The sequence below is a fragment of the Microvirga sp. P5_D2 genome (genome assembly GCF_054049475.1).
On sequence record NZ_JBFUMH010000104.1, the window covers coordinates 1 to 19,343 of the forward strand.

The window sequence follows — 19,343 nt, forward strand, 5'->3', positions numbered from 1 at the left end:
CTCCAGCAGTCGGCGAACCTGCCGCGGGCTCAGCGCCAGGATACTCCAGCAGTCGGCGAACCTGCCGCGGGCTCAGCGCCAGGATATGGGCCGCCGAGACGATCGTCATGCGGCGCTCGACAACCTTCGACAGAACCTCAATCCGCTGCAGGTCGCGCTCGCTCATCGCTATCAGTCCCATCCGCGTTCTCCCGCATCGTTCAGAAGCGGGGAGTGTGACATTCCTACTTTGCAGGATCAGGACATTCTAACTTTGCGGCTACACACGTAATTCGCAGAATCCCCTTTATGGAATGCGGCCATCGTCGTTATCCGAGGACAGATCTGAACATAGCAAGCCCTAAGGCGTTAACGAGCATCACTGGCATGGGTTCATCCAGGCGTCAGCGACTGAGAGATCCGCGTGCTCCCGCCTGTAAGGCAGAGGAGCGCCCCGTGCCCCGCTATTTCTTCCATGTCATCGACGGCCGTAACATCATCGACAATGAAGGGTCGGAGCTTGCCGGCCTCAAGGAAGCCCGTGTTGAGGCGATCCATCTGGCGGGTTCAATCCTGCGGGACGAAAGTGACGAGTTCTGGAATGGCGAAGAGTGGCCCATGAATGTCACCGATGCCTCAGGACAATCCGTGCTCAAGCTCCGCTTCTCAGCCGACGATTAAGGCACCGCGCCTGAAGAGGACCAGGACATCGAGGTTCCGGCTTAGTCCGTTCTCAGCAAGCCCCGTCATTCGAGAGCTCTCGGAGCTACAAGCCTCCACAAGGGAGGGGTCAGGCACGTGCGGACGTGATGAAAATTCTAGTCGTAGAAGACGATCCCTTTATCCGTGAAATGGCCGTGTCGGGACTGGAAGAGGCCGGCTACGAAGCCATTGAGGCGGCCAGCGGCGGGGATGCTCTGAGGCTCCTGCAAGCTGGGATCACCCTTAATGCCCTGCTGACCGACGTTCGGATGCCGGAGGCCAATGGCTGGGTGGTGGCCAGGGCCTACCGAGAGCGCTTCCCCGATCTGCCTGTCTTGTATGTGACAGGCTATGCGGAACAAATGCAGCCTGTTCCCGGAGGGATCATCATCTCGAAGCCCTACAGGATGGCTCAGGTGGTCGGTGTCTTGGGAACATGGGCAGCAGCGGAGCTCGCGCGTGAGATCGACAGCCCGAACGAAGAGCACGACCGCCTTATGCGCAGTCAAACGGACACGGACCATGCGTAATTCTGATAAGAAGAGTTTTGACAAGAAGTCTTTGCAGGGTGCGAGCTGAAAACGAGGTCGCTCGGCGCCCGATGCCGAGAAGCAATTAGCCCCGGAGCAAGTTGTTTTATAGGCAGCTTATGCCAAAACGAATGTCTCCCTTCGATCTTGAAGCAGACATGCCGCGTACTTCCTGGAAGTGCCGATTTCGTTGAAAAAGTCCTCGTGATTGGCGGCGGATCATGATTCCCTGATGAGGCATTCTCGGCAGGAGGATCGGGCCATGATGGGCGAGCGTCTCGTGGTGCAGGAGAGCCTGTTCTACGCGTTCCGGCTTGAGGACCATGTTCCGTCCGATCACCTGCTGCGCCGCATTGATCGCTTCGTCGACTGCTCCGAGCTGCGCCAGCATCTGGCCGGCTTCTACAGCACTACAGGACGGCCCTCTATCGATCCGGAACTCATGATCCGCATGCTGGTGATCGGCTACTGCCTCGGCATCCGCTCCGAGCGGCGCCTGTGCGAAGAGGTGCACCTGAACCTCGCCTACCGCTGGTTCTGCCGCCTCGGGCTGGAGGGCAAGGTGCCGGACCATTCCACCTTCTCCAAGAACCGCCACGGGCGCTTCCGGGAAAGCAGTCTCTTCCGTCGCCTGTTCGAGGCGGTGGTGCTGCGCTGCATGAACCAGGGGCTGGTCGGCGGCGAGGGTTTTGCGGTCGATGCCAGCCTGATCCACGCCGATGCCAACAAGCAGCGCTCGCTGGCAGGTGCCGACTGGCAGGTGCAGGACCATACTCAAGACGCTCCGCGGGCGGTGCGCGAGTATCTCGACACCCTGGACGAGGCCGCTTGGGGTGCGGCCACAGACGTTGAGCCGAAGTTTGTCTCACCCTCTGACCCGGCGGCTCAATGGACCGGGGCCATGCGTGGTCCCGCGTTCTTTGCCTATGCTGATAACTACCTTATCGATCTTAAGGCCGCCGTGCTCGTGGACGTCGAAGCCTCCCGCGCGGTGCGGCAGGCCGAAGTGGGCGCTGCCCGCACCATGCTGGAACGTACCACCGAGCGCTTCGGTCTCAAGCCCAGGCGGCTGGCCGGCGACAGGGCCTACGGCTCGGCCGAGATGCTGCACTGGCTGGTCGAGGAGCAGAAGATCGAGCCGCATGTTCCGGTGATCGACAAGTCCGAGCGCCAGGACGGTACCTTCTCGCGATCAGACTTCACCTATGACCCTGAGGCGGACACCTACACCTGTCCCGAGGGCAAGATCCTGACGACCAGCGGCCGGATCGTGAACGAGGGCACCACTCGCATTTACCTGGGCAGCACCTTTGACTGTGGTCCATGCCCGCTGAAAGAACAATGCTGTCCCAATACACCTGCCCGCAAGATCCCGCGCAGTATCTATGAACATGCCCGGGAGGTCGCACGCTCCTTGAGGGGCACACCGGCCTTCGAGCAGTCGCGGCAAGGCCGCAAGCGCATTGAGATGCTGTTTGCCCATCTCAAGCGGATCCTCAAGATGGGACATCTACGGCTGAGAGGGCCGTGTGGTGCTCAGGATGAGTTCCTGCTGGCCGCAACCGCCCAGAACCTGAGAAAGCTCGCTAAGCTGGCTCTTCCGACAGGGCCTCAGGTGCCCCAAGCGGCCTGAGGGGAGCACAAGCACCCAACTCATCACAGCTCTGACCTCCGCAAGCAAACCCCGTCGCTACTCAGGCCGTTCGAGCGCCGACTTTTTCAACGCAATCTGCCAGGAACAGACCTTTGGATTCGAACAGATGACCCTCATCCGATGGCGGGGGCTCGGGAACGTCCAACTCCCATCAATGATTTCCTTCCACTGCCGATACAGCCTCAGTCAAAATGCAACGTAGAGCTGAGCTCATCGAGGCCTGCTCATCCCTCCACTGCGGAAACACGGCTAAGGTTCGCCCCATGCCAAGTCCGGATCTTGCCAGGCTACGGGCCGCTAAACCGCCCTCAGTGCGTCGAGCGCCATTACACAATTTACCCTCGGAACAATATTGTGTCTAAGCAAAGTAAAATGATAAAAAATACACAAAATACTTAAGGATGTTTATTGAAATTACTTACATCGACTCCCAAATACTAGAGGCGCAGGCCATTTGGCTGCGTGATACGGACGGTCAGGCCCTCAGGGCGGACCCTTCGCATGCCCCTCCATCAGTGAGGTCATGCTATGCGTACATTCGATTTTGCTCCCCTCTATCGTTCAACCATCGGCTTCGACCGGATGTTGTCGATGCTTGACCAACCCGGCGGCGTGGAAGGCTCAGTACCGAGCTATCCGCCCTACAACATCGAGCGGACCGGTGAGAATGCCTATCGCATCTCGGTCGCAGTGGCCGGCTTCTCCCAGGCTGATCTCTCGATTGAGGCAAAGGAGAACAGGCTGACGATCCGCGGCGCGAGGCAGCCCAAGGAGAAAACCTCCGATGTGCTCTATCTGGGCATCGCGGCACGGGCCTTTGAGCGGAGCTTCCAACTCGCCGACCATGTTGCGGTCGAGGGTGCGAGCCTGGACAACGGGCTCCTCCACGTCGAGCTCGTGCGGGAGATCCCAGAGGCGATGAAGCCTCGGACAATCTCGATCACGAGCCCAAGCAAGCTCCTGGAGGCCACACCGGCTCAGATCGCCGCCTGAGATGCTGCCTGGCTGAATTTGGAGAGTGCCCCGGAAATCGGGGCGCTTTGGCCATATACGACGCTGGTCTTCTTAAGTGTGGTTTGACCCTGGCCGCAGCCTTGTTTCACAAATCGCCATACCTCATGAGAACCTGTGCGACGATGGCTGTTCACCGGCTATGCCGGTGACGGCCGATCCGCACTACATGCCGCTGCCGATGAGTCTCTGGAAGGTCTCCGATCGAGACGTTTGCAAGGCGCCGCCATTCTGATCCCTGATGCGACACTGGCTTGAAAAACTTGGAAGCATAAGCTCGGTCTCAACTGACAAAGGAAAACTCTGATGCTCCAGAACATCCACAGCATCCTGATCGGGGTGACGGAAGAAGGGGATGCGGAGGAGCGATCCTCAGCCTTCGCCTATGGCCTCTCGCTGGCCAAAGAGGCAGGTGCCCACGTCACCGTCCAGGCCGCCTCGTTGAAGCTTGTCCTGACGCATGCCTTCATCAGCAAGATTGCCGAAGACCTCGTGGCCGCTGAGAACCGCCGGCTCGATGCTTTGGCTCACGCTATTGCGGATGCATCGCGACAGGCCGCAGCGGCCTCAGGCCTCGCCTGCACCACCCAGGCACCGCAGCTTGCCTATCCGGACCTGGTCATCAGCTTCACCGCCCTGGCACGGGCCCACGACCTGACGGTTCTGGACTCCGAGCCGATTTCCCTGGCCGTCGACCGCGGGCTGATCGAGGCGGTGCTCACCGACAGCGGCCGTCCTCTCATTGTCGTGCCCCAAGGTCACGAGGTCTTCGCTGGAGACAGGATCCTCGTGGCGTGGGATGGCAGCGCCAAGGCGGCACGCGCGCTCAATGACGCCCTGCCCTTCCTGAGCGAGGCCTCTCACGTCGAACTGGTCAGCGTCACGGGAGAGAAGGATCTGGGGCCGGCCGTCTCCGGTGCCGACCTTGCCCCGCATCTCACCCGCCACGGCATCAAGGTCGGCGAGCTGACCGTGCCCGCCCTGAACGGTGACGTCGCCGAGACCTTGCGCCATCATGCCAAGCTGATCCAGGCCGACATGATCGTGATGGGCGCCTATGTGCATTCGCGGCTGCGCCAGATGATGCTCGGCGGCACGACGCGGTCGCTGCTCAAGAACTGCCCGGTGCCCCTGTTCCTCTCGTACTGAATGAAAGAGGGCACGATGTTTGGGGACTTCACTCCGCAACGAGGGAGGCCTGCATGTACAAGAACATTCTGATTGCGACCGATGGCTCATCCTTGTCGGCCCGTGCCGTCGAGCATGGAACCAACCTGGCCAAGGCTGTGGGAGCGACGGTCCTGCTGCTCACTGTGGCTGAGCGTTTCCATGTCTTTGCAGTTGAAGCTGACCAGCTCGGGGAAACGCCGGCCTCGTTCAGGGAGCATATGCAGAAGCACGCCGAGCGCACCCTGGCGGAAGCCTCCGAGATCGCACGCAAAATTGGTGTCCATGCCACGACCCTTCACATGGAAGACGCCGCGCCCTACCAGGCAATCATCCGCACGGCGGAAGGCCAGCGCTGCGACCTGATCGTCATAGCCTCGCATGGACGCGGCGGGGTCTCGGCCCTTTTTCTCGGGAGTGAGACCATGAAGGTGCTCTCCCACTCGAAGATCCCGGTTCTTGTCGTGCGCTAGCCCGAGATGACGATCAGGCAGGCGATCTGATCAGGATCAAGCTGAAACCAGGGCATGGAGGGATGGCCCGTCGTGATGCCTTCCACGAAGGCTTTCTGCCAAGTCCCCACCGGATGACGGCTGTGCAGGGTCTGGACGGGCGGCACATGAAACGGGGATGCTGCGAAGCTTGTGTGGAACGACCTTCAGCCTGCGTGTGCAGGATCACACGAACTAAATTGAAGCCGAATCGGCTATACACAGTAAAAGCTTCTGACGGTCGCATTATGAACGTAAAGTGTTGCGAATATGCTCAAGAGGAAATAAACAACAATTAAGTACAAGCTGTTTCCGAATTGGCCCACAAGGCTGGGATTATGCGTACTTGTATTTATCAATATTAGGATAAATTATATGTCTGTCACTCACAATACAACCAACAAGACGAACGGCCGCGCTGAAGTTCGGGGTGAATACATTCACGCCAAGGTTGACGAGGCACAAGACGCCATGCGGTCTGGTCTGAACGCCGCCTCTGAGAACACCCGGCGCTTCACGGATCAAGTCACTCAGGCTTACGGCATCGCGGGCGAAGGCCGCGAGGAGTTCACTCGCCAGGGCGCCCAGAGCCTTGAGATGATGACCCAAGCCAGCACCATGCTGACGCGCGGGGTGCAGGACCTCTCGCGCGAGTGGTTCAGCCTCACACAGGAGCGCTTGCAGAAGAACGTCGAGGATTTCGGCGTGCTCGCACGCTGCCAGTCGCTTCCGGACTACATGGCAGCCCAGAGCAACATCATGCGGCACAACCTCGAGCAGACCATTGAGGGCACCCGCCGGATCGCCGAGGTCGCCACACGGGTGGCAGACGAGGCCGGCCAGACCCTCAAGGCTGAGACGAAGAAGGCCAGCCGCGTCGCCTGATGCGTTCCAGCACTCACTGACGAAACCGGACAGGGCCGAGGCAACACCCTCGACCCTCTTCGTACTGTCCTCTTGCGGACCTCATTGGTAGGGTCCGGAAGAGCCCTGGGCTCAGCAGAACGGGGCCTCATGTCCACAGAGGAGGCCATGCTCGTTCATTGCGGCAGCGCCGCCTGACCAACATGGACTGTCCGGCACACAGCCCCACATCCTCCCAGGGGGACTGATGATCAAAATCGCAATCATTGTTGGGCTGTTTGTCCTCGCTACCCCAGCAACGGCACAAGAAACCCCGCCGTCAACGTGGCGCGACCCGGATACCTGGTGAGTGTATCTCAAGGTCGGAGATACCCTGAGCCTGCGCTACCGTCGTGACGGTACACCGGATTGCGCGAGCGTTCAGCAGGGCAGCACTGACGCATCGATCACACGCGGTGACCTGCGGGAAGCGACTCAACAGATTGTCCGCTCTGTCGAGGAGTTGCGCCGGGATATTGGCGCAGTCCGGCGGGAGATGGAGCATACTCGCAATGAGCTCGAAAACATCTGTCGCGAAGCGAGGCCGCCTCGAGCGCAGTAGTATGGCCTGCGCCTCATAGAGCTGGCCTGTAGCAGGACAGATACGCCTATCACCGACACGCTCCTCTTGCAGCTTTCACCCAGCGGCGAGAGGCGTTGATGAGCAGCCCCACCCCAAGCAACTGCGCCCCCCAGACCTCAGCCGGGCGGTTTGATGCTGTCGTCTCCGTAACCTCGCCTTCCGTTAAGCTGCGGTCGTGGTTGCACGGCGGGAACTGGGGGCCGGCGTCAACGCACCCCAGATCTTTCGCATGATCGATTTTGCCAAACTGAGGATATCCTGTGCCATGTCTCGCTCGCCTTCCTTCGTGCGGCCAACGGCTCGGGTTATCCATGCTTCCGCGGCAGCTTGGTGCAGGTTCTTGACCGGCCTGGAGGCGAACCGGAGATGCAACCTCAGCGCCCGCGGATCCGGGCGCCCAGGTCCTCGCGAAGTTCATGCTCATGGACGATCCGGTCATACGACTGATCTGCGCTTCTGACTGCATATTGCGGCTCGTCGCGGGGATCATCGAGCCTGACAATCTCATAGCCGCCCTTCCGGGTCTCGGGCTGGCTGTCCTCCGCGTAGGAGACGGCCTGTCCCACAGCAAAGAAGGGCTCCCCTGAGGGGGCGTTGATCGGCTCTCTTCTGAGTGCTTTGCCGTTCTTGGCGGAGCGCGGCGGGGGACGTCGCCACTTGGCTTCGCCGGAACAGAGGTCGGTGCATATGTGACCGGCTGCGCGGTCGCTACGGGCACAATCCAATCGAGCAGCGTGCGGCCACCATCGTCCATCACACGCAAAGCATCGGTCCGGGTTGGCCAGCGTCTCATTCCGGCAAGGCTCCGGGCGAAGGCCAAAGCGGCAGCGCCGTCAGCAGCAGCGATGGGCAGGGTTCCGATGACCTCCGGAACACCGCGTCGAAACCTTTTGAACTGGATCAGGAATGTCATGGCAATCTCCTCACTGCAGAGCTTCTCCATTGAGAGCATCAGGCTTGGGGCAAACCAAGTTTCGCTGCCTGGGCAGTAATGAGCCGCTTCTGCAGTTGCAGAATCGTGCTTGTCATTCTTAAGATATGGGGAGCCATGAACCAATTAAATAGCGCCCGGACCAAATATAAAGCTGAGTTAAATTGGTCCACCGTGATATGTTGATCTTATCGGCAGAAGAATATTTCTTTTGCGGTCCTAAGGAAAACATCATGCAAACCCCTGAGTGGCTGAAGCCTGGCCTCTACGGCGCCGCCTGTGGCGCTGCTGCGCTTGCCGTCATCGGGTTTTCCTGGGGCGGCTGGGTCACTGGCGGCACGGCTCGCACAATGGCCTCCGATCAATCGAAAGCTGAGGTCGTCACGGCTTTATCCCTGATCTGCGTGGATCAATCCAAGCGCGATCCGCAGCTTGCTGAGCGTGTTGCTGCCATCAAGACCGCCTCGTCATGGAACAGGGGCGACCTCGTCCTGAAGAATGGGTGGGCGACCATGCCCGGCACCGCGGAAGGCAACAGCCAAGTCGCCAAAGATTGCGCCGACAAAATCGCCGCTTAGGAGCAACTCATGCGCACGACCCGAGAGAGCATCACCTTCGATCACCCCTTCTCACTGACGGCCGTGGACAAGCTGCAGCCTGCCGGCACATACGCGGTCGACATTGACGAGGAACTGATTGAGGGGCTTTCGTTTCTCGCCTACCGGCGCGTTGCGACCACGATTTACCTGCCACTCTATCAGGGGAACCAGGGCTCGGTGCAGGCGGTCCGGGTCGAACCTCAGGAATTGACGGCAGCCCACCAGGAGATGCCGCCCGCATGAGGACAGCGGATCAATAGCTTTTGGGGCTAAAGGCATCGTCAACGGAACTCTCTCAGGGACAGCCATGAGCACCAACACATCCACTGGTTAGTGCTGGTGCTCATGCAAATGGCTTGAGCCGGTCACGGCGCGACGAGACCTGTCCCAACAATGGAGGCTATGATGTTTGGCTTTAGAGGCGGCGAAAGCGATGAGACCGTCACCCGCAAGACAGGGTATCGCATCGACGCAAAGCGGCAGTGGAGCTGTCTCACCACCTTGGATCTATCAGAGATCAAGAATGAGGAGCAGCTGATCACGCTAGTGAAGGTGCGCTACGGCCTGCCCTATGAACAGGCCAGGGCTGACGTTCAAGGCTGGATGGCAGGCAAGCAGTTCTAACCTCGTCGGCCAGTTTGAATCGCTTGGCGAGGCCTTTTGACCCGAGCAGTTGGCCAGTGGAGATCAGTCGATGACAACCGATTTTTACGTCGTTCGACATCATAGCGCCTGGCGCATCCGGGTGAATGGCAAACACCGTGGGGAGTATAACTCCCGTGTCTCGGCCCAGTGACTGACCGCAGGACGCCGGGACATCCTCTCGGGTTTCTCGGGGCGCCTGATCAGGATCCGCCAGAGGCAAGCGGCAAGCCCCTGTCGCCTTCGACCCGAACGCTGCGGTGCCGCACCGAGGCAACGGGACGGTTCAGCCAAAAGCACCATGTCCGCAACCTCATGCCGTTCGGCAGTGAAAGTGACGTGGAAGCATTGAGCCTGCTGAATGACCACATGATGCCGAGCCCCTCGGAGGCACTGCTCGCGGCCCTGGCTCGTGCCTGTCGGTCAGCATCCAGGCCAACGCGGTTGCTCGAGCAATTCCGATCCGCCGGCTCGTGATCGAGCTCGAAGGCGACATCGACTTCGCGGCGCTTTGGGGAACGGGCGACCTGAACTTCAAGGGCCTTGGTTTCGAGACGATCAGCATCAGCGTGCAGATTGAGGCCGACACACCCCCGCGATGTCCTCAAAACGCTGCTCGATCATGCGGTGCGATGGTCACCCGTCGCCAATGCTCTGTATATTCCGATCGATCTCGACGTCGCTTTGGCCTGACGCAGGACAGAGACTTGTGTCCTGTCATGTGGGGGTGGTCACGGTCGATCTCCTTGGGAGGATTGGAGAGGTGGGAAAAGGCGTACACATGAGATCCTCTCGGTGATCGTTGTCCCGTTCGAATCCCTGGAACGCCAGTGAGATGGAACGGCAGTAACGGCCGCGCAGGTCCCTATTTCGTCCTTGGCGAGCTCATCTGGGATGCAAACATGTCCTGCCGTTGTTCGAAGCCTTTGACGGCAGTCGGCAACCAGGTCTTGATCATCGTATCTGGATCCATCGCTTTCAGGTTGGCGGACAGGCGCTCCTGCATTTCTCTCATCAAGTGCTCCTGCATGGGCTGCACATCCGGCAAACCAAAGAAGGCGCGTGCTTCTTCCGGTGTGCAATCAATATTCATCGTGACCTTCATTTGAAGTCTCCTGTCGGAGGTCAGCCATTTGGCTGATGTGGATCTCCACGACAACGGCGATCAACAGGGCTGGTTCGGAGTTGCCGCCCATGATCCGGTTCATGCCCGTGTCCGCGACCTGAGGCCGCGAGCCTCGAGCGACTGACAAGGTCGTTTCGTGGCAACAGCAGGCGTCATGCATGGTGAACATCTCGTGTTCAAGCCAGAGAGCGCTTGTCCGTTCACCTCGCGAGAAAGCAGCGCGCCATCACGCAAACCAGCTCCCCGATGGAAAGCATGGTGGCTGTCACGGCACGTGTCTGGTGGTCCGGTGCAGTCCCTGACGCAGCCGGCATTCCTGTTCCGGTCACGGGCACACGGATCGCGGTCAAAAGCCGCGATCCGTGTGCAAGGTGACGCGTTGCTTTCGTGACCTTACTGATGGCTGGAGGCGATCGCAGATCGCGTCCTGCCGGAGCGATGGTTCTCGTCGGAGTGCCTGACCTCGATCTCGTCGCGACGGACGGTGTCCCGCACGGTCTCGATCCGTTGGGTGCGCTCTCGGCGCACGACGACCTCTTCCCGCACCTTCACGCTCTTGCCAACCACGGGCCGCTCGGACGTCTCGATCATCTCGATCGTGAGCTCGGTCAAGGTCTCTCCGGTCACCGCATCGGTGACCGGCTTGCGCCGTTCCACGATAACCTTCTCGTCATAGAGCGACACCTGCTGCTGAACCGGCGTTTCCACGACAACGCGGCGCACGGTGGTGGTGCCGCTGGTCACCGTCTGCTTGCCCACAACCAGGGTCTCTTCGGCGAGCGGGATGACCTCCTCCGCCTGCGAGGATGGTTGGCCATTGGTGGGGCGAGCCACGGCACGACTGAGCGGCGCTGTCCAGAGGTTGAACATCGAATCCCAGAGAACCGAGCCAGTGCTCATGGGTGCGGTTGCGACCCGCTGCGCGACGTCGGCCGTACTCCGGACCATCTGCGTGGCACTCTCAGCGGCGATCTCGCCTGTCCGTGCGACGGCGTCCACGGTCTGCCGGACGGCCGTACGAGCCTCCTGCTCGCGCCCCGCCTCGTCTTCCTGTTCCGCAAGACGCCGTGCTTCCTGCTCACGCTCGAGCCTCGCGTCGATCCGGCGCTGTTCGGTCTCCACCATCCGGGCTTCCTCGATCTCGGCCTTCTCGGCCTCGATGCGATCGACGATAGTCTGGGCTTCCTCGTCGCTCAGCGCCTTCAGGACCGCCGGCAACAATTCGTTCTTCCCGTCATGTACGCTCTGCTGATGGATTTTGCGCAGCTCGGCCACTTTGGTAGCAAACTCCTCGCTGTCCTTGGGGGTAGCCTCAAGCTCATTAAGAAGGATTCTGGTTTGCTTGTTATCGGCGAGTGCTTCGGACACGAGCCCCTTGGTCGCCTTGTGTTTCCTGAGCACCGGGAACAGGTGTTCCTCTTCGAGCCTGGCGAGCAGATCCAGCTCCGCCTTGAGATCCGCGAACAGCCGCTCGCGCGTCTTGACCGCACCGTCCGAGGTATCCACGAGCTTGGYGAAGAGCTCGTTGGCCTTGGCCGGACCGTTTTGGAGCAGTTGTCTGATGGTCGTCATGTCGTCCTCATGAGAAATTGAAGCCAAACGCAATACTGAGTGGGATGCCGTTGCCCGATCTGGTTGTGACGGACTGCTACGGAAGAGCGAAGCAATGGCTCTCCGAGGTGCACGGACTTCGGGTTCGACTGAACTTTGGAAAGTGGCGGCGCAGATACTAGGAAGCTAATCTCGCAACAGCGAAGGAATTTGCTGCGTCGCAACACGGCAACGGCCCTGAACCTGAACGGTTCCCTGCTACCCGGCAGTTTCGGGCTGCACCGCCCGCTGCCCGCGGCAGAAAGGAGCGATTCCGGCATCCAGGCGTTGTCGATCTGGGCCGGGCCGGCGCTCACGACCTACGGCGGCCTAGGAACTCCCATTCATGCCAGAGCTGAAGCCGAAGATCGCCGAGCGGGACATCCTCACTCCAGGCCCCGCCTCCGCCGGTCTCGGCGTCGTCGGTATGATCGCCCTCATCATCGCGGCCCTGTACGTCGGGCGTGAGGTCTTCGTTCCGGTGGCGCTCGCCATCCTGCTGAGCTTCGTGCTGGCCCCGCTCATCCGGCTGTTACAGAAAGCCCACGTTCCACGGGCGCTGGCCGTCATCGGTGTCGTCCTCGTTGCCTTTGCGGGCATCACGGCGCTTGCCACCGTGATGGCAACACAAGTCACTCAACTCGCCGGTGACCTGCCGCGCTACCAGGCCACCATGCGCGAGAAGGTGCAGTCGCTGCGCGGGTCCGCCGCTGGCAGCAGCGCCCTCGAACGGGCCGCGGATGTGTTGCAGGACCTGGGCAAGGAACTCGACAAGCCCCAGGCCGGGACGTCCCCACCGGCCAACCCGTTGGCACCGAGCACCGTGCCCACGACCGAGACGAAGCCCATTCCGGTGGAAGTGCGCCAGCCCGACCCAGGCGCCCTGCAAACCCTCGGCGCCTTCATCACCCCGCTGATCCACCCGGCCGCGACCACCGGGATCGTGATCATCTTTGTGATCTTCATCCTGCTGCAACGGGAAGACCTTCGGAACCGTCTGATCCGCCTGGCCGGTTCGCATGACCTCCAGAAGACCACCGCCGCCCTCGACGATGCCGCCGGCCGTCTGAGCAAGCTGTTCCTGACCCAACTGGCCCTCAACGCCGCTTTCGGCCTGGTGATCGGCTTCGGCCTGTACTTCATTGGCGTGCCAAGTCCGGTGCTGTGGGGCATCCTCGCGGCGATCCTGCGCTTTGTCCCCTACATCGGCGCGTTCATCTCCGCCGCTTTCCCGCTGGCCCTGGCGGCAGCCGTTGATCCTGGCTGGTCGATGCTGCTGATGACCGCGGCCCTCTTCATCGTTATGGAGCCGCTCGCCGGCCACGTGGTCGAGCCCCTGGTTTATGGTCACAGCACGGGTCTGTCTCCCGTGGCGGTCGTTGTCGCGGCGACGTTCTGGACCTGGCTCTGGGGGCCGATTGGCCTGGTGCTGGCAACGCCGCTGACGGTATGCCTCGTCGTGCTCGGCCGGCACGTGGAGAAACTTGAGTTCCTCGACGTCATGCTCGGCGACCGCCCGGCCCTCTCGCCGCCGGAGATCTTCTATCAGCGCATGCTGGCCGGTGATCCCGCGGAGGCAGCCGACGTTGCAGAGGAGTTCCTGAAGGAGCGCTCGCTCTCCGTGTACTACGACGAAGTGGCGTTGGCGGGCCTGCGGCTCGCCCGCGCTGACGCCCTGCGTGGCGTCCTCGATGAGTCCCGCTTGGAGCGGATGAGGGCAACGGTCGAGGAATTAGTGGACGATCTCTCCGACCATCCTGACCAGGAGCCCCAATCCGGCAACACCAACGATCCGGAAGCCGCCGCCGCCGTTGAGGCCAGCGAGGGCGAGAGCGGCAGGACCGACCTTCCGACCCTGCCTCTGGAGGATCTCAATCCGCGCTTCCGGGGCGAGACACCGATCCTGTGCATTGCCGGCCAGAGCTCGGTCGACGAGGCGGCTGCCCTGATGCTGGCGCAGCTCCTGACAAAGCATGGGCTTCGCGCCCGGGTGGAAAGCCCAGCCTCGCTGTCGGTCCAGGCCGTTGCGAGGATCGACGATACCGGCGTCGCCATGGTGTGCCTATCCTATCTCGATGCGGGAAGCCCGGCCCACATGCGCTATGCCGTGCGTCGCCTGCGCCGCAAGATGCCACAGGCGCGAATCCTGCTCGGATGCTGGGGCGAGGGAATGGACGCCGCGGCGGCTGTGGCCTTGCGGGAAGCGGCCCGGGCGGATCTCGTTGCTACAAGCCTGCGGGATGCGATGGCCCTGTGCCTGCAGATGGCCAGACTAGAGGTGACCCAGGGCTTGAAGGGATCCGTTGCGATCAGCGCCGCTTGACCCGGTCCCAGCCGGATAACATGACGAACGGGAGCAACTGCACGGTCACGCGGCGGGCTCCACGTGGCCCTTGTGATGGGCAGCGATTGACTTCGGCACTGGCGATCTCCGCTCCCGCGTCCTTCTTCCACGGTTGAAACCAGCCCGGCCTGGTGCATCTGACTGGAGATGAGACAGTGCATCCCGAACGAACGCTCCCACCCCGCCGAGAACCCTTCCCTCACCGACGCCATCCAGACCCATCTCGGGCGCGAGCTGCGCGCTCTTTACGGCGATCCTGACGCGGAGAAGATGCCCCGGAGCTTGGGCCAGCTTCTCACTCGCGTGGCGCAGGTCATCCGGGCCCACACGGAACCAGTGGATCAGGCTTTTGTCGACGAGCTCATGGGCAGCCTGCCCTCGCTGCGGGCCTACGCGATCTCGCTCACTCATGACATGAACCGGGCTGAGGATCTCGTACAGGAGACAGTGCTCAAGGCGATCAGCAAGCAGGAGAAGTTCGAGGCCGGCACGAACCTCCAGGCCTGGCTCTTCACCATCCTGCGCAACCTGTTCTTCTCCGCTCACCGCAGGACGCAACGCGAGGTCGAGGATACAGACGGGGTCCACGCGGCGACGATGATCTCCATACCCGATCAGGAGGACAGGCTCACGGTCCAGGATCTGCATGCGGCGCTTGCCAAACTGCCCCAGGAGCAGCGCGAGGCCCTGCTGCTCATCGGTGCAGAGGGTCTGTCGTACGAGGAGGCCGCCGCGTCGCTGGGAACCAAGGTCGGGACGATCAAGAGCCGGGTCAATCGGGCGAGGACCCGCCTGGCCGAGCTGATGGGGCTCGTCCATGAGGATGGCATCGCCGGATTGCACGGCGCGCCAGCTTAGGATTTCCGGATGGCCGCATGCGGAAAAGCACTCGGATGCTGTCAGCCCCCAGACGGTGCACCTCACGTCTACCGTAGGGAAATTTCGCGGAAGGCTCCTGTGGAATTGAATGGCGTCCCAAGCGATGAGAGCTACAACTCTCCACGATGGGTAACTGGGCAGGTGCGGACGTGATGAAAGTTATGGTCGTCGAAGATGATCCGTTCGTCCGTGAGATGGCCGTGACGGGGTTGGAAGATGCCGGGTACGAGGTCCTTGAAGCGGCCACTGGCGGGCAGGCTCTGAAGCTCCTGCGAGCTGGGATCGCCGTCGATGCCCTGCTGACCGACATTCGGATGCCGGAGGTCAATGGCTGGGTGATAGCCAAAGCTTACCGCGAGCACTTCCCCAATCTGCCTGTCCTGTATGTGACAGGGTATGCGGAGCAGATGCAGCCTGTCCCTGGAGGGATCATCCTGTCAAAGCCCTACAAGATGTCTCAAGTGATCGGCCTCTTGAAAAATATTGCTGCTTGAGCGAGGCGAATTTCCGATAACACCCTTTATGGAACGGCCAAGCCGCCTAACGCCCTCTGGTCAGGTGCTGCGCGATCCCCTCCTGGGCTGCATTCAGATCGGCGTAGGTCGGGTGATCCAGCCCCTCCAGCAGACCGAACTTTGCTTCCACATACCAATGCCCGGATACGTCACCATACTGCTCGCCGAGGAGGGTCAGTACTGCCACCAGCCGCTGGTCGTTATCAAAGACCAGCATGCCCTCTTCGTCGCTGCCGGTGCCAACCCGCACTGACTGAAGGGTCAAGGTCATGCAGCCGCATCCTCGCGCACCAGATGAAGATAGGTCGGATCGAACTCGCCGACCTCTTTCAATTTATTCCAATCCGGGATTCTCAGCCTTGTTCCCTTGGTTTCGATCAGGCCCTCGGCCCGCATCTGCTGGAGAACACGGTTCACATGGACGTTCGTGAAGCCGACGGCGTCGGCAAATTCGGTCTGGGTGATCGGCAGGTCGCAGACATGATCCTCGACCAGGTCGACCGCCCTCAACCTGACAAGCAGCTCGCACAGGACATGGGCCAGCCGGCTGACGCCTTCGCGCTGTCCCACATTCATCACCCATTCCCGGAAGATCGCCGCATCGATCAGGGTCTCGCGCCAGAAGGCGGCGGCAAGGCGCGGATAACGGGCGCAGAGGTCTTGCAGGACCTCGTGCTGAATGAACCCCACCCGGCACGGGCTGAGGGTGCTGACGCTGTTGTCCAGCACTGTCAGGTGCAGGCTCTGGAGGTCGGGAATATCACCGGCAATGGTGAAGGAGACGATCTGGCGCTTGCCCTGGCCTGTCATCTTGTAGACGCAGGCAAAGCCGCTCAGGATCAGACAGGACCGGGAAGGGCGATCACCCTCGCGCACGATGTCCTGACGGTCCTTGATGACAACCACCTGCATCGGCAGGGTCTCGAGAGCCTGCCGTTCGTCATCGGTCAGGACGAACACGCTCTCCAGTTTGCGGATGAGCGGATTGTAGCCGGGGTGAAACGTTGAGGACATGGGACGCTCCCCTGAATGTGCAGGCGGGAGCGCGCGCATCTCTCAGTCATCAGCGCCTGAGATCGATTGCCGATGGTAAGATCACTGTTGCACGTAGAGAAGCACCTGTCGCATACCTATGTTATGTTTGGTGACTAACATTGCCGATTTATGAGGAAATATTCGCGATATCGTAGTTTGTCAGAAATATTTATGTGAAGCTTCTAAGTAAAATATATATTTAGAACAATCTGAATTCATCAGATATAATGAAAATTACTCAACAGGCTGTCGGGCCAATTGGCGCTGACCTTTCGCCCCCAACATGGAAGGCGAAGGCTATGACCCTCGACATCACATTTATCCCTATGCGCGTGCTCATTGACGGCCATGACACTGACGGCAACCTCGTCCTCACAGACGATCAGCTTGCCGCCGTGTTTGTCCGCCTCGACGGGACGCATTATGACCCTGAGCACAAGGGGTGGTGGCACCTGGAAGCCGGGTTCGGCAAATGCAACATCCGGGACGCGCCCCTGTTCAGGACGCCTGAAGACGCCGGAGCCTGGGTTGGACAAACCCTGACGCACAAAGCCGCGTAATTCCGACACTGGCCTTTTCGACAAAGGCCGCCACGGCTTAGTTCAACTTAAGTGAATGGCCGCTTCTCTGTCCTCCTCTAACGAGGAGAGCATGAGCCAAGAAATGTCGGATCAGCTGCGCTGCTTGGTGGTCGAGGATCAAATCCTCATTGCCATGTCGATTGAAACCTACCTTGAGGACGTTGGCATCGCCGCGCAATCGGTAGGCTCCATGGCCGAGGCGCGAGCCTGGCTGGAGGCGAATACAGCCGACATTGCGATTGTCGATTTCATGCTCAAGGACGGCCCTGGCACGGGAACTCAACCGACGCGCCATCCCCTTCATCGTCTATTCCGGCTATCCTCCGCGCGAGAGCCTGCCCTGCGAGCTTAAAAGAGTGCCGTGGCTCGAAAAGCCGACGAGCCGCAATGATCTGCTGAAGGTCGTTATGCAGACCCTTATGGCGGTGTCAGAGCAGGCGCCATCCCCTCCTACTCTTCATTCTTGATCGGTACCTCCCAGCAGCCTCAGTGTAGAACCCCGTTAGAAAGGTCACTCCTCTCCCCGTTACAAATGTCACTCTCCCTGGGTGATCGTGCTGGGGAGATTGGATCTGATGACGGTGATCGSGATGAGCCGGCCAGAGATCGATCGGGTTCACATTCTGCGGGACGTCGTGGCGGAGCGAATTACGGTGCGCGAAGCCGCCCARCTGCTGCGGATCACACGGCGCCAAGTATTCCGATTGCTCAAGGCCTATCAGACCGGCGGTCCCGCGGCCTTGGTGTCGCGCCGGCGCGGCAGGCCCAGCAACCGCTCCTACCCAGCGGCGCTGCGAAGCGAGGTACTGGCGCTGATCACAGCCAACTATGCCGATTTTGGCCCGACGCTCGCCTGCGAGAAGCTCGCCGAGCGGCACGGCATCGMTCTGGGYGTCGAGACGATCCGGCGCTGGATGATCGCGGCAGGTCTCTGGCAGGAGCGCCGGCAGAAGCTCAAAGGGGTGCACCAGCCGCGTTACCGCCGCGACTGCGTCGGCGAACTCGTCCAGATCGACGGCTCCGAGCACTACTGGTTCGAGGATCGCGGTCCGCCCTGCACGCTGCTGGTCTACATTGACGATGCCACCAGCCGGCTGATGCATCTGAAGTTCGTCGAGACCGAGTCGACCTTTGATTATTTCAGATCCACCCGGGAGTACCTGGAGGCCTACGGCAAGCCGGTGGCATYCTACTCCGACAAGCATGCCGTCTTCCGCGTCAACGGCAAAGGAGCAGTGGGAGGTGACRGCATGACCCAGTTCGGGCGGGCCCTGCATCARCTCAACATCGACATCATCTGCGCCAATGCTCCGCAGGCGAAAGGCCGGGTCGAGCGCGCCAATGGTACCTTGCAGGACCGGCTGGTCAAGGAGCTGCGTCTTTCCGGAATCTCGACGCTGGAGGCGGGCAATGCCTTCCTGCCGGCGTTCATGGCGGACTTCAACCGCCGCTTTGCCAAGGCGCCCTACAGCGACAAGGACCTGCATCGCCCGCTCAACGAGGACGATGAGCTGGACGACGTGTTCGCCTGGCGGGAGGAGCGGACRGTCTCGCGCAGTCTGACCYTGCAGTACGACCAGGTGCTGTTCATTCTCGAGCCGAACGCGATCACGCTGTCCCTCGCCCGCCAGCGAGTGACCGTCTACGACTATCCGGATGGGCGCTTTGCCATCAAGCACAGGGGCCTGGAGCTGCCGTACAGGACCTTTGACCGACGGCAGCAGGTGGATCAGGCGGCGGTTGTCGAGAACAAGCGGCTGGGTCCGGTGCTGGCCTATATCGCGGAGCGGCAGAAGGAGCTCGACATGAGCCGCAGCCGCAAAGCACCGCGTCGGCGAGGGCAGGCCAAGAGCCTGTTCAAGGTGGGCTGAACTCTCAGCAGTCGCTCCTCAGAAGTGACATCTCTAACGAGCACAATCAGTGACTTGTCTAACGAGTTCTGACACGTCAGTCTCCCTGATGTCCGAGCCATCGTGATCAGCTTGGGGTCTAAAGTGCCCTGATGTCCGAGCCATCGTGATCAGCTTGGGGTCTAAAGTGATGCCCCCTCAGGACTGGATGGCTGCCAGCAGCGGTCCAGG

The 19,343-nt window shown here is 60.9% G+C and carries 22 protein-coding genes and 1 pseudogene; 16 read left to right on the forward strand and 7 right to left on the reverse strand.

Annotated elements, in window-relative coordinates; all coding sequences use genetic code 11:
• A pseudogene (locus ACXJKO_RS21210) lies at positions 1-181 on the reverse strand (ISNCY family transposase); the annotation flags it as partial.
• Positions 182-435: 254 nt separating this feature from the next.
• Here ACXJKO_RS21210 and ACXJKO_RS21215 point away from each other — a divergent pair.
• From ACXJKO_RS21215 to ACXJKO_RS21240, 6 genes are all read left to right on the forward strand, one after another.
• Complete coding sequence (locus ACXJKO_RS21215; RefSeq protein ID WP_457093062.1) at positions 436-660, forward strand: DUF6894 family protein; 225 nt, start codon at positions 436-438, stop codon at positions 658-660.
• A gap of 128 nt (positions 661-788) precedes the next feature.
• Entirely contained in the window at positions 789-1,211 is a 423-nt protein-coding gene (locus ACXJKO_RS21220) for a response regulator (protein ID WP_457093063.1), read from the forward strand.
• Between the two features lie 262 nt (positions 1,212-1,473).
• A complete protein-coding gene (locus ACXJKO_RS21225; RefSeq protein WP_457093083.1) occupies positions 1,474-2,844 on the forward strand; it encodes a transposase in 1,371 nt (456 codons plus the stop codon).
• A gap of 549 nt (positions 2,845-3,393) precedes the next feature.
• A complete protein-coding gene (locus tag ACXJKO_RS21230; RefSeq protein WP_457093064.1) occupies positions 3,394-3,858 on the forward strand; it encodes an Hsp20 family protein in 465 nt (154 codons plus the stop codon).
• A 324-nt stretch (positions 3,859-4,182) separates the two neighbouring features.
• On the forward strand, positions 4,183-5,025 hold the full coding sequence (locus ACXJKO_RS21235; RefSeq protein ID WP_457093065.1) for a universal stress protein: 843 nt from the start codon (positions 4,183-4,185) through the stop codon (positions 5,023-5,025).
• A 53-nt stretch (positions 5,026-5,078) separates the two neighbouring features.
• Entirely contained in the window at positions 5,079-5,516 is a 438-nt protein-coding gene (locus ACXJKO_RS21240; protein WP_457093066.1) for a universal stress protein, read from the forward strand.
• On the opposite strand, the gene ACXJKO_RS21245 is transcribed toward ACXJKO_RS21240, so the two are convergent.
• Positions 5,513-5,662, reverse strand: coding sequence for a hypothetical protein (locus tag ACXJKO_RS21245; protein WP_457093067.1), 150 nt, complete (start codon positions 5,660-5,662; stop codon positions 5,513-5,515). The two genes, ACXJKO_RS21240 and ACXJKO_RS21245, sit on opposite strands and share 4 nt — an antisense overlap.
• A 247-nt stretch (positions 5,663-5,909) precedes the next feature.
• On the opposite strand from ACXJKO_RS21245, the gene ACXJKO_RS21250 reads away from it, so the two are divergent.
• Positions 5,910-6,419 (forward strand): phasin family protein, encoded by a 510-nt coding sequence (locus tag ACXJKO_RS21250; RefSeq protein WP_457093068.1) that lies wholly within the window; start codon positions 5,910-5,912, stop codon positions 6,417-6,419.
• Positions 6,420-7,394: 975 nt separating this feature from the next.
• Here ACXJKO_RS21250 and ACXJKO_RS21255 read toward each other — a convergent pair.
• Positions 7,395-7,586 (reverse strand): hypothetical protein, encoded by a 192-nt coding sequence (locus ACXJKO_RS21255; RefSeq protein WP_457093069.1) that lies wholly within the window; start codon positions 7,584-7,586, stop codon positions 7,395-7,397.
• 598 nt (positions 7,587-8,184) lie between these two features.
• On the opposite strand from ACXJKO_RS21255, the gene ACXJKO_RS21260 reads away from it, so the two are divergent.
• The 3 genes from ACXJKO_RS21260 to ACXJKO_RS21270 all read left to right on the forward strand — a co-directional run bounded on the left by ACXJKO_RS21260 (position 8,185) and on the right by ACXJKO_RS21270 (position 9,174).
• Positions 8,185-8,529 carry a hypothetical protein gene (locus tag ACXJKO_RS21260; protein ID WP_457093070.1) on the forward strand — a complete coding sequence of 115 codons (345 nt, stop codon included), beginning with the start codon at positions 8,185-8,187 and terminating at the stop codon, positions 8,527-8,529.
• Between the two features lie 9 nt (positions 8,530-8,538).
• A complete protein-coding gene (locus tag ACXJKO_RS21265) occupies positions 8,539-8,793 on the forward strand; it encodes a hypothetical protein (RefSeq protein WP_457093071.1) in 255 nt (84 codons plus the stop codon).
• 162 nt (positions 8,794-8,955) lie between these two features.
• Positions 8,956-9,174, forward strand: a complete 219-nt coding sequence (locus ACXJKO_RS21270) for a hypothetical protein (protein ID WP_457093072.1) — start codon at positions 8,956-8,958, stop codon at positions 9,172-9,174.
• 883 nt (positions 9,175-10,057) lie between these two features.
• On the opposite strand, the gene ACXJKO_RS21275 is transcribed toward ACXJKO_RS21270, so the two are convergent.
• Both ACXJKO_RS21275 and ACXJKO_RS21280 read right to left on the reverse strand, forming a co-directional pair.
• Positions 10,058-10,297: a DUF6489 family protein gene (locus tag ACXJKO_RS21275; protein ID WP_457093073.1), complete on the reverse strand. Its 240-nt coding sequence runs from the start codon at positions 10,295-10,297 to the stop codon at positions 10,058-10,060.
• Between the two features lie 414 nt (positions 10,298-10,711).
• The gene (locus ACXJKO_RS21280; protein WP_457093074.1) at positions 10,712-11,890 is read right to left on the reverse strand and encodes a DUF2382 domain-containing protein; all 1,179 of its coding nucleotides are present in this window, start codon (positions 11,888-11,890) and stop codon (positions 10,712-10,714) included.
• A gap of 364 nt (positions 11,891-12,254) precedes the next feature.
• Here ACXJKO_RS21280 and ACXJKO_RS21285 point away from each other — a divergent pair, with 364 nt between their 5' ends.
• The 3 genes from ACXJKO_RS21285 to ACXJKO_RS21295 all read left to right on the forward strand — a co-directional run bounded on the left by ACXJKO_RS21285 (position 12,255) and on the right by ACXJKO_RS21295 (position 15,625).
• The gene (locus ACXJKO_RS21285; RefSeq protein WP_457093075.1) at positions 12,255-14,231 is read left to right on the forward strand and encodes an AI-2E family transporter; all 1,977 of its coding nucleotides are present in this window, start codon (positions 12,255-12,257) and stop codon (positions 14,229-14,231) included.
• Between the two features lie 168 nt (positions 14,232-14,399).
• Entirely contained in the window at positions 14,400-15,110 is a 711-nt protein-coding gene (locus ACXJKO_RS21290; RefSeq protein WP_457093076.1) for a sigma-70 family RNA polymerase sigma factor, read from the forward strand.
• Positions 15,111-15,256: 146 nt separating this feature from the next.
• Complete coding sequence (locus tag ACXJKO_RS21295; RefSeq protein ID WP_457093077.1) at positions 15,257-15,625, forward strand: response regulator; 369 nt, start codon at positions 15,257-15,259, stop codon at positions 15,623-15,625.
• 46 nt (positions 15,626-15,671) lie between these two features.
• On the opposite strand, the gene ACXJKO_RS21300 is transcribed toward ACXJKO_RS21295, so the two are convergent.
• Both ACXJKO_RS21300 and ACXJKO_RS21305 read right to left on the reverse strand, forming a co-directional pair.
• Positions 15,672-15,917: a hypothetical protein gene (locus ACXJKO_RS21300; RefSeq protein WP_457093078.1), complete on the reverse strand. Its 246-nt coding sequence runs from the start codon at positions 15,915-15,917 to the stop codon at positions 15,672-15,674.
• Positions 15,914-16,660 (reverse strand): Crp/Fnr family transcriptional regulator, encoded by a 747-nt coding sequence (locus tag ACXJKO_RS21305; protein ID WP_457093079.1) that lies wholly within the window; start codon positions 16,658-16,660, stop codon positions 15,914-15,916. Before ACXJKO_RS21305 ends, ACXJKO_RS21300 begins: the two co-directional genes overlap by 4 nt.
• Positions 16,661-16,980: 320 nt before the next feature.
• Between ACXJKO_RS21305 and ACXJKO_RS21310 the strand changes: the two genes are divergently transcribed.
• The 3 genes from ACXJKO_RS21310 to ACXJKO_RS21320 all read left to right on the forward strand — a co-directional run bounded on the left by ACXJKO_RS21310 (position 16,981) and on the right by ACXJKO_RS21320 (position 19,133).
• Positions 16,981-17,241 (forward strand): hypothetical protein, encoded by a 261-nt coding sequence (locus ACXJKO_RS21310; RefSeq protein ID WP_457093080.1) that lies wholly within the window; start codon positions 16,981-16,983, stop codon positions 17,239-17,241.
• A gap of 91 nt (positions 17,242-17,332) precedes the next feature.
• Positions 17,333-17,614, forward strand: coding sequence for a hypothetical protein (locus tag ACXJKO_RS21315; protein WP_457093081.1), 282 nt, complete (start codon positions 17,333-17,335; stop codon positions 17,612-17,614).
• 223 nt (positions 17,615-17,837) lie between these two features.
• A complete protein-coding gene (locus ACXJKO_RS21320) occupies positions 17,838-19,133 on the forward strand; it encodes an ISNCY family transposase (protein ID WP_457093082.1) in 1,296 nt (431 codons plus the stop codon).
• Positions 19,134-19,343: the final 210 nt, after the last annotated feature.

Excerpts from the sequence above, each read along its gene's own strand:
- ACXJKO_RS21220 (WP_457093063.1), top strand. The coding sequence starts at position 789 with ATGAAAATTCTAGTCGTAGAAGACGATCCCTTTATCCGTGAAATGGCC.
- ACXJKO_RS21265 (WP_457093071.1), top strand. The coding sequence starts at position 8,539 with ATGCGCACGACCCGAGAGAGCATCACCTTCGATCACCCCTTCTCACTG.
- ACXJKO_RS21235 (WP_457093065.1), top strand. The coding sequence starts at position 4,183 with ATGCTCCAGAACATCCACAGCATCCTGATCGGGGTGACGGAAGAAGGG.
- ACXJKO_RS21240 (WP_457093066.1), top strand. The coding sequence starts at position 5,079 with ATGTACAAGAACATTCTGATTGCGACCGATGGCTCATCCTTGTCGGCC.
- ACXJKO_RS21250 (WP_457093068.1), top strand. The coding sequence starts at position 5,910 with ATGTCTGTCACTCACAATACAACCAACAAGACGAACGGCCGCGCTGAA.
- ACXJKO_RS21315 (WP_457093081.1), top strand. The coding sequence starts at position 17,333 with ATGAGCCAAGAAATGTCGGATCAGCTGCGCTGCTTGGTGGTCGAGGAT.
- ACXJKO_RS21290 (WP_457093076.1), top strand. The coding sequence starts at position 14,400 with ATGAGACAGTGCATCCCGAACGAACGCTCCCACCCCGCCGAGAACCCT.
- ACXJKO_RS21295 (WP_457093077.1), top strand. The coding sequence starts at position 15,257 with ATGGGTAACTGGGCAGGTGCGGACGTGATGAAAGTTATGGTCGTCGAA.
- ACXJKO_RS21270 (WP_457093072.1), top strand. The coding sequence starts at position 8,956 with ATGTTTGGCTTTAGAGGCGGCGAAAGCGATGAGACCGTCACCCGCAAG.
- ACXJKO_RS21300 (WP_457093078.1), bottom strand. The coding sequence starts at position 15,917 with ATGACCTTGACCCTTCAGTCAGTGCGGGTTGGCACCGGCAGCGACGAA.
- ACXJKO_RS21285 (WP_457093075.1), top strand. The coding sequence starts at position 12,255 with ATGCCAGAGCTGAAGCCGAAGATCGCCGAGCGGGACATCCTCACTCCA.
- ACXJKO_RS21310 (WP_457093080.1), top strand. The coding sequence starts at position 16,981 with ATGACCCTCGACATCACATTTATCCCTATGCGCGTGCTCATTGACGGC.
- ACXJKO_RS21305 (WP_457093079.1), bottom strand. The coding sequence starts at position 16,660 with ATGTCCTCAACGTTTCACCCCGGCTACAATCCGCTCATCCGCAAACTG.
- ACXJKO_RS21230 (WP_457093064.1), top strand. The coding sequence starts at position 3,394 with ATGCGTACATTCGATTTTGCTCCCCTCTATCGTTCAACCATCGGCTTC.
- ACXJKO_RS21275 (WP_457093073.1), bottom strand. The coding sequence starts at position 10,297 with ATGAAGGTCACGATGAATATTGATTGCACACCGGAAGAAGCACGCGCC.
- ACXJKO_RS21225 (WP_457093083.1), top strand. The coding sequence starts at position 1,474 with ATGATGGGCGAGCGTCTCGTGGTGCAGGAGAGCCTGTTCTACGCGTTC.
- ACXJKO_RS21260 (WP_457093070.1), top strand. The coding sequence starts at position 8,185 with ATGCAAACCCCTGAGTGGCTGAAGCCTGGCCTCTACGGCGCCGCCTGT.